The organism is Synechococcus sp. CS-205, from assembly GCF_025128255.1.
Lineage (GTDB): Bacteria > Cyanobacteriota > Cyanobacteriia > PCC-6307 > Cyanobiaceae > Regnicoccus_A.
In genome coordinates this window covers 29,564-41,026 of the sequence record NZ_JAHLZB010000016.1, presented here as the reverse complement: position 1 = coordinate 41,026, position 11,463 = coordinate 29,564, and the positions used below count along the sequence as shown (strand labels likewise).

Here is an 11,463-nt window from a genome sequence, read left to right as displayed (position 1 = left end):
CTAGCCCAGGGACAACAGTCCCGCCGTAGCCCCCTCTACTGGCCCTAAAGACCCCACAGACTGACCAGCAGGCCGGACCCACAGGATCCATCGATGGGGAAGTTCAGAAGGCCGTCACGATGGCGCCGGGGTGCGCCGATCAGACCCGGCCACACCCCTCCTGGGGGCCGGCCGGCCATCTCCTGGAGGGTCGTGGCGGCGATCACTCTGTTGCTGGTCGCCAGTTCGATCCTGATCTTCAACCTGCGGCAGTCTGATCATCATCCCCTCAAGATGCGCAGGGAACTTCGTAAGTTCTGAGCAGGACAGACACCCCCGACACCTTCACGGAAGATCAGCGAATCAGCAACGCCCAGATGGCGGTTGGCAGCGTTCGGCAGGCGATCTCGCTGGAGGACAGGGCGTTCACTCTGTTGTCATGATGGCCATAGACACGCAGACATCGAGGTAGCCTGAGGAGCATTGTCCTTCGGGTGGTTCGTGGCGAGTCAGGACGAGTGCAGCTTGCTTCGACCCGATCTTCAGAGTGAAGATCTGCGCCGTCTTTACCGGTAGTTTGAAGGAGGTGAGCAGGGCTTGATCTCTTGCAGGCAGGTGGATCGGGCCCTGGCCAACATGGCCGGTGTGATTGATGAGGAAGGCGCAGCAGACCTGCGATCGCTGGTGCAGGAGCAGGGACGCCTGAGTTTCAGCGGCTTTGCCGAGTGGGCCCTGAGACAGCCCACCTTCGACCTGATGGCGAATCATCGCGAGCTGTTCGCGTTGGTTGACAGCGATGCCAATGGCTACCTCAGCCATGAGGAGATCGGTCTGATCCTTCAGTTGCTGGACGGCAGATCCAGTCCGGAAGGGATCAGAGCCTTCATCGCCCAGCATGATCGTGATGGCACCGGCACGATCACCCACGAGGAGTTGATCTGAGGTGGGGCCGCTTCCTTGATCAACTGTTGTCCTGCTGGGGTGGGTCGTGGCCGGGCAGGGGGGGCGAGTGGAACGTCAGCAGCTCAAGCCAGGTCTGAGCCGCACGCCTCAGCGTGAATCCCTGGGTGGAGATCAGTCGTTGGATCTGGTCAACCGCCCAGCTGCTGCGCTGCTCAGCGGGAACCAGTCCTGCCAGTTCATCGCACACGGCGTGGTTGTGCCCGATCCAGTCACTGGTCACCGCCGTCGTTGAGGAACCCGGGCCGCTGGCCAGCCAGCCCAGGGAGCCCGCCAGGTGCTGATCGGGCAACAGATCAGCGAGCTCGATCTCCGGACGGCCCGCCTCGAGCCACCAGCGACGGGCGCTTGCAGGGTCATGACCATGGCGATCACGGGCACGCCTCGGGAAAAACCCATCGATGGGATTGTTCTCACCCTCGACCACCTGCTGAGCGATCCAGTCGACCCGCCGACTCCTTCCCTGGGCGGGGGCCTCATAGAGCACCCGCCCTCTCACGGCATCGTGCAGGGGGCTGGTGGCATCAACCGAGATTTCCGTGTGGGGATCAAGGATCGCCGGCAAAGCGCAGTACTGCGCCCGCGAGCCCAGGCCGAGGCCGTGAAAACGCTGCAACCGAACGCCAGCGTTGCGAAAGCCATCACGGATGCCGAACAGAATCTCCGCCAACTTCACATAGCGCGTAGCTGTGGGTTGAGAGAACTTCCGGCGTGCTTCCAGAGACGTCCACTGCGTGCCGGTCTGGAGGTTGTTCAGTCCGGCAAAACCCACCGCCACATTGCTGGCACCCTCCTCAGCGGCCATCCGTCCAGCCGCCTTGGCTGTGAAGTAATCAGCCGCCGCCAGGGTCACATAGACGTGCCGATCCTGTGCACGGGGATCGCAGGTCATCGCCTTCCAGCCATTCAGGCTGATGCGATTGCGCTGCCTGAACTTGTCGATCGACCAACCGGTCATCGTTCGATCGATGCCCAGGCCCATCAGGCAACCAATGCAGAAATCCTCTGGGGCGATCAGATGGGTGGGATCCATCGCCATCTGCTCATCGATCACGGCGGCCCAGTCACGACCCTGATGCAAGGTGTCGATGAAGCGAGCCACCTCCAGAGCGAACATCTTTGCCGGTAGGCGCACAGCCTCTGGCATGCTGCTCATTGATGGTTCGCCGCTCTCCTTGCGGATGGATCGGTAGGTGGAGAGGATCGATCCGGCGGTTTCTGCGAACTCGTCGATGACGAGATCGATCAGTGGTTTGGTGCCATTGTCGGCCATCAGGTCAGCGCCGCTTTGGCGCACGCCTGCGGCCAGCTCGAGGGTCTGTGGAGTTGTTCGGTGACTGGAGAGCAGCCAGGCCGAAGAGGCGTAACCGCTGTCGGCGTAGATCTCAGCGGTCTGAGGGCGGAGATTGGTGAAGAAACGCATGGGCCATTGATTCAGAACTGACGCTCAGGGCAATGGCATCCGAAAACTAATTGATGTAGTTGTGGTACCAACGCGATTCAACGCAGCAATGGGTATGCGTGGACTGCAGGAGTCCCTTGGTCTCAGCTTCGACGCTGCGTTGGGGCGCCAATTCATTGTAGCGATCATTGGCAAGTTGGAGCTTGTCGTTGGCTGCATCGACGATGGCCTGGTAGGCGGAAGCGGCTTCGTCGTCTCCAGCTTGTTCCCCATCACGCTGGCCCAGCTGCGCTTCGTTTCGGATGCGCTCAAGATCATCGCGGGTCGTGTAGTCGTCCAGCTCAGTCATTCGGTCCTTGGCATCATCAAGCCAGGTTTGCACCTGGTCCAGCAGGCCAGCCACGTACTCACAGTCGATCTGGTCGCAGGGGACATTGTTGAAAGTCTCAACAACGCCTGATCCATCCAGAAGGTCGGACACATCAGGGGGGTCAGGAATCCCATCAAGCTCGGCCTGAAGCTCCTCGGGGGTCAACATCTGCCTAGGCCTCCTGAAGTCTGGAAATCAGATCACCCGCTGAGTACTGCACTCCGATCGATGGAAACTCCCAGTTCCCATCGATCACGCGAGGGTAAAGATCATAGGCGTGCCGAGCCTCATCGGCCAGCCAGTCTTCCCAGACAGTATCGGCGTGGCTTCCCGGTCCTTCAAAGTGGGCCACAAGGACCTTCTCGCCATTGTCGTCGAGCTCCACCTTGCCTCGGATCCAGACGAGGGCTCCGGGCACGGTTCCGCTCTGCTTGATATCCCTGCGGTGAATCCGTAATTCCGATCCGTCGGTCAACCGCAGAAAGGAATAGGGAATCAGGGGCCGATCCACCCAGCCCATTTCGGCAATTTCTCCAACCACCACCTGGTCTTCACCCTCTGGAAGGGCACTCAGGGGCAGGCCACCCTGCCACTGCGCAGTGTCGTAGCGCCGCAGGGTCGTGCGGTTGCCGGCGATCCGCCTCATGCCGGCCTCACCGGGGCCGGTCGACAGGCGTCGCATCACCAGCACCGTGCCGGCCAGAAGCATGGCGTGACGCCGAGCGAGGTCAGAGCAACGCAGGCCCAGATTCCCCATCCGTCGATCAGCCACCGGCAGGAGTCCTGCGCCTTCAAGAACAGGATCAAGCTTCTCAACGTCGTGGACGAGTTCAAGGAAGATCGCCGTGGCCGCAGGAAGATCTCCAGCCCTGGCCGTTTCCCTCAGGTCATGGAGGCGGGCGTCGTAGCTGGCCTCGGCCGTGCCAAGCAGCATCAGCAGACGCCCCGGGTTCACGGGTGTAGCGCCTGGCCTCATCACGGCGTCATGGAGTCGGGCATGCGCCGATCGACCAAGGGCCGAGGCCACCCGCTCGGCTTCCTCATCCGTGATGGCGCCGTAGCCCGGAAGCGGTTCGGTGGCTCCCTCGTCAATCACGTCGGGAACCCGGGGAAATTGAGAGAAGAGTTCACCCCAGGCGATGATTCGGCCTGGATCTGCGGCATAAACCGCTGTCGATTCTTTGTCGGCGCTGAGCTGGAGAACGGTTGCGGCGATCCCTCGATGCAGCATCAGATCGACCAGTGGCTGGCCTCCAAAGGCTATCGCACATCTGCCAGGCAGCATGCAAGGGGTCAGTCTCCGGGATTGTCCTCATGGTGCTGGCTGTTCAGTCACAACTGCGACAGCTCAGGGCAGGGTGAATCCGGAGGTGTTCAGGTGCTTGAGATCGAGCATCACGATCGAGAGCCAGCCCAGCAGTGCCAGGCCACCAAGAACGGCCAGGACGACCAGAACACCTGCCCATGCAGACTTCGACGAGCCGTTGTCGTTCATCACAGGAGCACGGGGTTGCTTCATGAAGTATGCCATGCCAGGGCTGTAAAACTATTCGCCGTATCTCAACCCTGCAGTTGCATGAACGGGGTTGTTGGTGGTTTGGGCAGTTCTGGAGTTGCGAAGAGTCCGAAGAAGATGATCAGCAAGTGATGCAGTCTTCTGGGTTGGATCATCCTGAATGCCTTGGTGGCCTCTCCTTGGCCCCCGGCTTCAAGCAGATGGCCGCAGCGCGGAGCCGCTCCAGATTCCGGTTGAATGAGAACGGATCTGTGAGCCTGGCTGATGCCTGTTCTCGCCCGTGCCGTTCTGCTGATGCTCGGCTTCGCCGCCATGCCACCAGCCCTGGCGGCGGAGCGCCTCTCCACCATCCCGGAGCGTTTCAGGGGCATCTGGATGGCTGAAGCCCGCCACTGCACCGCCCCGGCCACGGATGAATCCTGGCTGCGGATCGGGGCTGATCAGATCAGCTTCTACGAGAGCGCCGGCCCCGTGCTGGCGATCGTGACCCGGGAGCCTGATCAGCTGGCTTTGATCAGCGAGCTCAGCGGCGAGGGCAGCACCTGGCTGGACCTGCACCAGTTCACGCTCTCCGCCGACCGCCAGCAGCTCACGACCCGGGCGCCAGGCCTGGCGGACCCCTACCAGCGGGTTCGCTGTCCCTGAGCGCCTGAGCGCCTCTGGTCTGGTGCGAGCCTTCCTGCTCCCGCTGAACCGGTTGTGTGTCGCTTCCAGGCGGGCAAGGCCTGCGCCTGGGCACAACGTTCTGACCGCCGATACGCTGGCAAACCCTTCACCAGCACCGCACCATGGCCCCCAGGGTCTCCCTTGCAGCCCGCAGCAGGCGCGTGAGCCGGGAAGACGCGCTGCAGCAGCTTGATCTGGCCACTCTGGCCCAGGCGTATCGCTCCGGCCATTCGGTGTACCTGGGCCGCGGCGACTTCTGGGTCTGGGCCCACGACGGCATCCCCTCCTGGCTCGTGCCCCGGTTCGAGGATCTTGGCTTTCTGCCGTAGCTCTCCGCCCCCGCCACGGCCTGGGACGACCATGGCCGTGGCGTCAGGTCTCGCCATAGCCCTCGGGGCGAACCTCGGCCATCCCACCCGCACCCTTGCCGCGGTGCGGCCATTGCTGAGCCAGCAGCTGCTCGACTGGGCCGGTTTCCCGCTGCTGCTGCGCTGGTCGCCGCTGTTTCGCACGGCGCCGGTGGGCGGGCCGCCTGATCAGCCCTCGTTCATCAATGCCGTTCTTCTGGCCGTTCGCCCGGAGCCGGTGGAGACAGGGGTGAAGGCTGGCCTTGAGCCCTGGCCCGATCCCCTGGGGTTGCTGGAGCGGCTCCAGGGGCTGGAGGCGTGCTTCGGCCGCCAGCGCCTGGAGCACTGGGGACCCCGCAGCCTCGATCTCGATCTCCTCTGGTGCGCCGGGGCCCGCCGCCACGGCCCCCAGCTGGAGCTGCCCCACCCACGTCTGCGCCAGCGTGCTTTTGTGATCGGCCCCCTGGCGGCGATCGAACCGCAGCTGGTGCTTCCCGGCGGTCTCGAGACCGCCGCCTCCCTGTTGGCCGAACTGCTCAGCCGCTCCGGAGCCGAACCGCCCCCGTTGTTGCTGCCGGCTCAGGACGGCTGGCCCGAGGGGGGCTGATCGCGCCTGGCCGGCGGTCACACTGGTGTGGCTGCTCCACCTCCCTCCATGGCTCCCCTGCCGCCCCCCGAGCCCTCCACCCACCTGGAAACCACGGCGGCACTTGAAGCCCGCAAACTTCGCTTCGAGCTCAACCGGGTGCTGCTGCCGATGGGGGTGGAGGGTACCTACGGGATCATTCGCCATCCCGGGGCCTCCCTGGCTGTGCCGGTGCTGGCTGACGGGCGGGTGGTGCTGCTGCGCCAGTACCGCTTCGCCGTGGAACGCCGCATCCTCGAGTTCCCCGCCGGCACCCTGGAAGACGGCGAAGACCCCCTGGAGTCGATGCAGCGGGAGCTGGGGGAGGAGGCGGGCTACAGCGCCAGCCGCTGGGATTCCCTGGGCCTGATGCTGCCCTGCCCCGGCTATTCCGATGAGGTGATCCATCTTTTCCTGGCCCGGGATCTCTCGCCCCTCAGCGAGCGGCCCGCCGGCGATGACGACGAGGATCTGCAGGTGCTGCTGCTTGAGCCCGCCTCCCTTGATTCGGCCCTGGCCAGCGGTGATGAAGCCCTTGATGGCAAGAGCGTCACCGCCTGGTTCCGGGCCCGCCAGCTGCTCGGCCTCGCATGAGCTCGCCCCGCTGGTTGTTCTGGCACCGCCGCGATCTGCGCCTGGCCGACAACCTGGGCCTGGCCGCCGCCGCCCGCGCCACCGCCGCCGTCACCGGCGTGTTCATCGTCGATCCAGCCCAGCTGGAGGCCCCCGACCGTTCCGCGTCCCGTCTCTGGTTCCAGAGCGAGAGCCTGCTGGAGCTGCAGCGCCGCTGGCGCGAGACCGGCTCCCGCCTGCTCCTGTTGCGCGGTGATCCGGCTGAGGTGCTGCCACAGCTGGCGGAGGCCAGCGGCGCTGAAGTGGTGGCCTGGAACCGTGATGTGGAGCCCTGGGCCCGCGCCCGCGATCGTCGTGTCGCTGAGGCCCTGCGCGCCAGCGGTTGCAAGCTGCTGGCCGACTGGGATCAGTTGCTGGTGCCCCCAGAGACCCTGGCCACCGGCGCCGGGGACCCCTACCGGGTCTACGGCCCCTACTTCCGGGCCTGGCGCCGGCGGATCGAGCAGGCTGGTCCCGAGAGCACGGCCCCCGTTCCCGCCCCATCGGGCCTGATCGATCTCGATCCTGCTGCGATGCCCGCCGAGCGCCGCCGGCTCTGGGACCGGCTGAGCTGGTTGGAGCCGGCGCCCAGCCCCTTCGCGGGCGCCGATCTCTGCCCCTGCCGTCCGGGTGAGGCGGCCGCTGCCGCCCAGCTGGCGGCCTTCGCCGATGGGCCCCTGCTGAGTTATGAGCCAGGCCGCAACCTGCCGGCGGAGCCGGGCACCTCGGGCCTGAGCGCGGCGCTCAGGTTCGGCACCCTCAGCCCGCGCCAGGCCTGGGCCGCCGCCCAGGAGCAGCGCCCACGGGCCCGCAGCGAGGAGGAGCACCAGGCGATCACGGTCTGGGAGCAGGAGCTGGCCTGGCGCGAGTTCTACCAGCAGGCCCTCTTCCATTTCCCGGAACTGGCCGAAGGTCCCTACCGCCCCCAGTGGCGCCACTTCCCCTGGGAGAACGATGAGGCTCGATTCGTGGCCTGGTGTGAGGGTCTCACCGGCGTGCCGATCGTGGATGCCGCCATGCGCCAGCTCAACGCCTCAGGCTGGATGCACAACCGCTGCCGGATGATCGTGGCCTCCTTCCTGGTGAAGGATCTGATCGTGGACTGGCGCTGGGGCGAACGCCAGTTCATGGGCCAGCTGGTCGACGGTGATCTGGCGGCCAACAACGGCGGCTGGCAGTGGAGTGCCAGCAGCGGCATGGATCCCAAACCCCTGCGCATCTTCAACCCCTACACCCAGGCGGCCCGCTTCGATCCCGAAGCCACCTACATCCGCCGCTGGTTGCCTGAGCTCTCCCATGTGGCCAGCGCCGATCTGATCCGTGGGGAGATCCCTCCCATGGAGCGCAGGGGGTACCCGGGGCCGATCGTGAACCACAAGACGCAGCAGGCCCGTTTCAAGGCGCTCCATGCCGCCTTGGCGGCTCCGGCTCAGGAGGCCAGGCTGAGGGGCTGAGCCACCAGTTGCCGCATCACCGCGGTCACGGTGGCCTGCTGGGCGGAGCTGAGTTCCGGGAAGATCGGCAGGCTGAGCACCTCGGCCGTGAGCCGCTCGGTGATCGGCAGGCTGCCGGGCCCGTAGCCCAGCTCTTCGTAGGCCGGTTGACGGTGGATCGGGATCGGGTAGTAGATGATCGTGTTCACGCCGGCCTCGGCCAGGGCCTGCTTCAGCCAGTCGCGGCAGCAGCTTTCGGGCAGTCCGTAGGCGGCGCTGTCGCCGGAGGGCACGCAGCTGCCGCCACAGCCCGCCTCGGCTGCTGGGCAGCGGGGGATGCGCACCACGAACTGGTTCCAGCTGTGGCCGCTGGGGCCCGGTTCCGGCAGGACCAGCCCCTGAAGGTCAGCCAGCTCGCGCCGGTAGGTGTCAGCCAGATGGCGCCGCCGCTCCACCCACTCCGGCAGGTGGGGCAGCTTCACGCTCAGCACAGCAGCCTGCAGCGCGTCGAGGCGGCTGTTGTATCCCAGCGATGTGTGCAGGTAGCGGCGCGGCATGCCATGCACCGCCAGCTCGCGGATGCGGGCGGCCAGTGCCGGATCCCGGCAGGTGACCGCACCGCCGTCCCCGGCGCCCCCCAGGTTCTTGGTGGGGAAGAAGCTGAAGCAGCCCGCATCACCCCAGCTGCCCACAGGCCGCCCGGCCCAGCTGGCGCCGGTGGCCTGGGCACAGTCTTCGATCACCAGCAGGTCGTGGGCGGCGGCGAGTGCCCCCAGGCGCTCCATGTCCACCGGCCGCCCGAACAGATGCACCGGCATCACCGCCCTGGTGGCCGGGGTGATGGCGGCCTCGATCAGCTCGAGATCGATCAGGTAGGTGGCGTCGTCCACATCCACGAACACGGGCGTGGCGCCCACGGCGCTGATCGCTTCGGCGGTGGCGAAGAAGCTGAAGGAGCTGGTGATCACCTCATCGCCCTCGCCGATGCCCAGGCCCCTCAGGGCCAGCACCAGGGCGTCGGTGCCGCTGTTGCAGCCGATGGCGTGGGGAGCGCCCACGGCCTGGGCGAACTGTTGCTCGAAGCGTGCAATCGTGGCGCCCCCGATGTATTGCCCACTGCGCAACACCTGCAGAACGGCGTCTTCGAGGGCCTCACCCAGTTGATGAAGCTGCTCGGTGAGATCGAAGGGGGGCACCTGCATGAAAGCAACCTTAAGCCCCTCCCAGGGTCAGGCCCAGGCCGGCTCCAGCCCCGGGTGCCACTTGATGTTGCAACCGATTGCAGGCTTCTGATCGGTGTTCGGCGGCCGCCCCGCCAGCAGGGCTTCGAGGGCCTCACGCAGGTCGGCGCCATCCAGGGGCAGGTCGTTGCCTGGACGGCTGGCATCGAGCTGCCCCCGGTACACCAGGCGCCGCTCGGCATCGAACAGAAACAGGTCCGGGGTGCAGGCCGCCCTGAAAGCCCGCGCCACGCTCTGGTCAGGGTCGAGCAGGTAGGGGAAACCCCAGCCGCAGCGGCGACGCTGCTCCGCCAGCTGTTCCGCTCCGTCCTGGGGGTGGGTGATCAGGCTGTTGCTGGCGATGGCCAGGATCGTGACCCGCTCGCCGTAGTCGCGATCGATCCGGCTCAGTTCCGCCTCGATGTGCTTGACGAAGGGGCAGTGGGCGCAGAGGAACAGCACCAGCACCGGCCGCGGCGGCAGCCCTGAGCTGCTCACCATGTCCCCGTCCAGGTTCCGCAGCGTGAACGAGGGCAGGGGATGGGCCAGCGGCAGCATCGTCGAGGGAGTCAGTGCCATGGATCGACCGTCGCTGGAGTGATTGTCGCGTCCATGGCTGCGGCGCGCCCGGGGCAGGATCCCCCCACTTGCGACCATCCCTTGGCCCGGCCCCCCCATCGCCCGGCACCGCCCCTGGTCGCGCTCGCCGCCCTGGTGGCGTTGGCCGCGGTGGCCGGCTGTGTCCCCGCCCACCACCGCCCCAGCTGGCGCCTCTTTCCCCTGCAGCGGCAGCAGCCCCACGACGGCCTGGCGGTGGTCAGCCAGCCCGACGGCTACGGGCTGCACATCTGGCTCGAGACCGACACCCGCCGCAAGGGTGTCTGCAGCCCGCGCTGGTTGCCGGATCCAGCGAGGCTGTTCAACGGCAATGGCAGTCACCCCTTCAGCTCGGGCCTGGCCAGCCGCGAGGAGTTCTTTGCCGCCGTGGCCCGCCGCGACGTGCGCCAGGCCCTGCGCAGGGAACTGGAGGCGCTCTGCCAGAGCCGGGCTCCGCGCAGCACCTGGGAGTGGGTTGCGCCGCCCCTGAATCCATCTCAGGTGAAGGTGGAGAAGCTGCCGATGCTGGAGGAGGAGGACCTGCTCACCGATCCCGAGACGATCCGAGAGCAGGAGCAGGACCCCGGGCAGGAGGACCCCACAGAGCCGGAGGCGGACGCCGGAAACCCCTGAACTCAGGGCTTAGAGCAGGGCAAGGCTGCCGGCGTAACCCTTCGGCAGGTGCAGATCGTGCAGCTCAAGGCCTGGTGGTGGAGGGGATCCGGCGGCGGCCAGGCCGTGTCCCGTGGCCTTCAGCACCGCCTCCAGCCGGCACCACTGCTGCAGAAAGCCGCCTGGCTGCTCCTCGGGGGGAAGCGCCAGCAGGGCTTCACAGCCACCGCTGGGCAGATGGCGTCGGGCGATCGCCTCCCAGTTGGGGACGGGCCGCTGCCGCTCCACATCCACCCCCACGGGCCGCTGTGGGTGCAGCGCCAGCAGCACCAGGGCACCCGAGTGGGCCAGGTTGAACTGCGTGGCGCCCTGGTTGCCCCGCTCGTCCAGGGCGGGCTTGCCCTGGGGGCCCAGGCAAAAGCGCAGCCGCGCGGGCTCCAGCCCCAGGGCTTCTCCCAGCCGCTGCCGCAGCAGACCCCGTCCCAGCAGGAAACGGTCCCGGTCCCCTGGCTGACGCCAGCTGCGCAGCCGCTGGCGCTCCTCGCTGGAGAGCAGCGCCAGCAGCTCCGTGCGCCGTGAGGGGGTGAGCCATCCCAGTCCCGCCACCCACACCGTGGCCGGCAGCCGGGGATCCTCCAGTTGGCGTGGCGCAGCCTGCACCGGGTCGCTGGGATCCATCAGCGCGGTCAAGGCGTGGGGTGATCGGGCCGCAGCCGGGGCCCGGCCGATCGCCAGTAGCGGCTGAAGCGGCGCAGATCCACCGGCTCCGGCAGGTCCACGAAGGGCTCGGGCTCCAGCACATTCAGGGGCAGGGTGGCGGCCACCGTGGCGGCGATGGCACCCAGCTGCGGGTCCACCCAGGCGCTGGTCACCACCCCATCGGCCCGGTGCCTGGCGGCGAAGGCCAACACCTGCTCGGCTCCGTCGCCCCGGCGGATCGTGACCGGCAGCTCCAGCAGACACTCGTAGAGGAACACGATCCGCTTGAGGCTGATCGGCCCGGCGGCGCCCCCCAGCAGGTCATCGTCGAACACGAACAGCGCCGGCCGGTCCGGGTGGGCCAGCAGGGCGGGATTGGCGGGCCCCAGGGCCTCGGCGTGGATCCACAGCACCGGGCGTTCCAT

The 11,463-nt window shown here is 66.9% G+C and carries 15 protein-coding genes; 7 read left to right on the top strand and 8 right to left on the bottom strand.

Annotation, left to right across the window (positions count from 1 at the left end; all coding sequences use genetic code 11):
• Nucleotides 1-576 precede the first annotated feature (576 nt).
• The gene (locus KQ297_RS03985; RefSeq protein ID WP_259738281.1) at nt 577-921 is read left to right on the top strand and encodes an EF-hand domain-containing protein; all 345 of its coding nucleotides are present in this window, start codon (nt 577-579) and stop codon (nt 919-921) included.
• A gap of 19 nt (nt 922-940) precedes the next feature.
• Here KQ297_RS03985 and KQ297_RS03980 read toward each other — a convergent pair whose 3' ends face one another.
• From KQ297_RS03980 to KQ297_RS03965, 4 genes are all read right to left on the bottom strand, one after another.
• Entirely contained in the window at nt 941-2,362 is a 1,422-nt protein-coding gene (locus tag KQ297_RS03980; RefSeq protein ID WP_259738280.1) for a hypothetical protein, read from the bottom strand.
• A 46-nt stretch (nt 2,363-2,408) separates the two neighbouring features.
• Nucleotides 2,409-2,879, bottom strand: coding sequence for a hypothetical protein (locus KQ297_RS03975; RefSeq protein ID WP_259738279.1), 471 nt, complete (start codon nt 2,877-2,879; stop codon nt 2,409-2,411).
• Nucleotides 2,880-2,883: 4 nt separating this feature from the next.
• Nucleotides 2,884-3,942 (bottom strand): hypothetical protein, encoded by a 1,059-nt coding sequence (locus KQ297_RS03970; RefSeq protein ID WP_259738278.1) that lies wholly within the window; start codon nt 3,940-3,942, stop codon nt 2,884-2,886.
• Nucleotides 3,943-4,059: 117 nt separating this feature from the next.
• A complete protein-coding gene (locus KQ297_RS03965) occupies nt 4,060-4,230 on the bottom strand; it encodes a hypothetical protein (RefSeq protein WP_259738277.1) in 171 nt (56 codons plus the stop codon).
• Between the two features lie 261 nt (nt 4,231-4,491).
• Between KQ297_RS03965 and KQ297_RS03960 the strand changes: the two genes are divergently transcribed.
• The 5 genes from KQ297_RS03960 (at nt 4,492) to KQ297_RS03940 (ending at nt 7,931) form a co-directional block, all read left to right on the top strand.
• The gene (locus KQ297_RS03960) at nt 4,492-4,872 is read left to right on the top strand and encodes a hypothetical protein (protein WP_259738276.1); all 381 of its coding nucleotides are present in this window, start codon (nt 4,492-4,494) and stop codon (nt 4,870-4,872) included.
• A gap of 143 nt (nt 4,873-5,015) precedes the next feature.
• The gene (locus KQ297_RS03955; protein ID WP_259738275.1) at nt 5,016-5,222 is read left to right on the top strand and encodes a hypothetical protein; all 207 of its coding nucleotides are present in this window, start codon (nt 5,016-5,018) and stop codon (nt 5,220-5,222) included.
• 31 nt (nt 5,223-5,253) lie between these two features.
• Complete coding sequence (folK, locus tag KQ297_RS03950; RefSeq protein WP_259738274.1) at nt 5,254-5,847, top strand: 2-amino-4-hydroxy-6-hydroxymethyldihydropteridine diphosphokinase; 594 nt, start codon at nt 5,254-5,256, stop codon at nt 5,845-5,847.
• 48 nt (nt 5,848-5,895) lie between these two features.
• Nucleotides 5,896-6,459, top strand: a complete 564-nt coding sequence (locus KQ297_RS03945) for an NUDIX domain-containing protein (RefSeq protein WP_259738273.1) — start codon at nt 5,896-5,898, stop codon at nt 6,457-6,459.
• Nucleotides 6,456-7,931 (top strand): deoxyribodipyrimidine photo-lyase, encoded by a 1,476-nt coding sequence (locus KQ297_RS03940; protein WP_259738272.1) that lies wholly within the window; start codon nt 6,456-6,458, stop codon nt 7,929-7,931. Before KQ297_RS03945 ends, KQ297_RS03940 begins: the two co-directional genes overlap by 4 nt.
• On the opposite strand, the gene KQ297_RS03935 is transcribed toward KQ297_RS03940, so the two are convergent.
• Nucleotides 7,907-9,112, bottom strand: a complete 1,206-nt coding sequence (locus KQ297_RS03935; protein WP_259738271.1) for a DegT/DnrJ/EryC1/StrS aminotransferase family protein — start codon at nt 9,110-9,112, stop codon at nt 7,907-7,909. The two genes, KQ297_RS03940 and KQ297_RS03935, sit on opposite strands and share 25 nt — an antisense overlap.
• A 27-nt stretch (nt 9,113-9,139) precedes the next feature.
• Nucleotides 9,140-9,709, bottom strand: coding sequence for a thioredoxin family protein (locus KQ297_RS03930; RefSeq protein WP_185464343.1), 570 nt, complete (start codon nt 9,707-9,709; stop codon nt 9,140-9,142).
• A gap of 33 nt (nt 9,710-9,742) precedes the next feature.
• Here KQ297_RS03930 and KQ297_RS03925 point away from each other — a divergent pair, with 33 nt between their 5' ends.
• Nucleotides 9,743-10,360 carry a hypothetical protein gene (locus tag KQ297_RS03925; RefSeq protein ID WP_259738270.1) on the top strand — a complete coding sequence of 206 codons (618 nt, stop codon included), beginning with the start codon at nt 9,743-9,745 and terminating at the stop codon, nt 10,358-10,360.
• 9 nt (nt 10,361-10,369) lie between these two features.
• Here KQ297_RS03925 and KQ297_RS12755 read toward each other — a convergent pair whose 3' ends face one another.
• Nucleotides 10,370-11,017, bottom strand: coding sequence for a 4'-phosphopantetheinyl transferase superfamily protein (locus tag KQ297_RS12755; protein ID WP_311133981.1), 648 nt, complete (start codon nt 11,015-11,017; stop codon nt 10,370-10,372).
• A gap of 8 nt (nt 11,018-11,025) precedes the next feature.
• On the bottom strand, nt 11,026-11,463 hold the full coding sequence (locus KQ297_RS03915) for a hypothetical protein (RefSeq protein ID WP_259738269.1): 438 nt from the start codon (nt 11,461-11,463) through the stop codon (nt 11,026-11,028).

What these genes read in the sequence shown, in the direction of transcription:
- KQ297_RS03980 (WP_259738280.1), bottom strand. Translation starts at nt 2,362, where the DNA reads ATGCGTTTCTTCACCAATCTCCGCCCTCAGACCGCTGAGATCTACGCC.
- KQ297_RS03970 (WP_259738278.1), bottom strand. Translation starts at nt 3,942, where the DNA reads ATGCTGCATCGAGGGATCGCCGCAACCGTTCTCCAGCTCAGCGCCGAC.
- KQ297_RS03975 (WP_259738279.1), bottom strand. Translation starts at nt 2,879, where the DNA reads ATGTTGACCCCCGAGGAGCTTCAGGCCGAGCTTGATGGGATTCCTGAC.
- KQ297_RS03925 (WP_259738270.1), top strand. Translation starts at nt 9,743, where the DNA reads ATGGCTGCGGCGCGCCCGGGGCAGGATCCCCCCACTTGCGACCATCCC.
- KQ297_RS03930 (WP_185464343.1), bottom strand. Translation starts at nt 9,709, where the DNA reads ATGGCACTGACTCCCTCGACGATGCTGCCGCTGGCCCATCCCCTGCCC.
- KQ297_RS03945 (WP_259738273.1), top strand. Translation starts at nt 5,896, where the DNA reads ATGGCTCCCCTGCCGCCCCCCGAGCCCTCCACCCACCTGGAAACCACG.
- KQ297_RS03935 (WP_259738271.1), bottom strand. Translation starts at nt 9,112, where the DNA reads ATGCAGGTGCCCCCCTTCGATCTCACCGAGCAGCTTCATCAACTGGGT.
- KQ297_RS03965 (WP_259738277.1), bottom strand. Translation starts at nt 4,230, where the DNA reads ATGAAGCAACCCCGTGCTCCTGTGATGAACGACAACGGCTCGTCGAAG.
- KQ297_RS03955 (WP_259738275.1), top strand. Translation starts at nt 5,016, where the DNA reads ATGGCCCCCAGGGTCTCCCTTGCAGCCCGCAGCAGGCGCGTGAGCCGG.
- KQ297_RS03960 (WP_259738276.1), top strand. Translation starts at nt 4,492, where the DNA reads ATGCCTGTTCTCGCCCGTGCCGTTCTGCTGATGCTCGGCTTCGCCGCC.
- KQ297_RS03915 (WP_259738269.1), bottom strand. Translation starts at nt 11,463, where the DNA reads ATGGAACGCCCGGTGCTGTGGATCCACGCCGAGGCCCTGGGGCCCGCC.
- folK (WP_259738274.1), top strand. Translation starts at nt 5,254, where the DNA reads ATGGCCGTGGCGTCAGGTCTCGCCATAGCCCTCGGGGCGAACCTCGGC.
- KQ297_RS03940 (WP_259738272.1), top strand. Translation starts at nt 6,456, where the DNA reads ATGAGCTCGCCCCGCTGGTTGTTCTGGCACCGCCGCGATCTGCGCCTG.
- KQ297_RS12755 (WP_311133981.1), bottom strand. Translation starts at nt 11,017, where the DNA reads ATGGATCCCAGCGACCCGGTGCAGGCTGCGCCACGCCAACTGGAGGAT.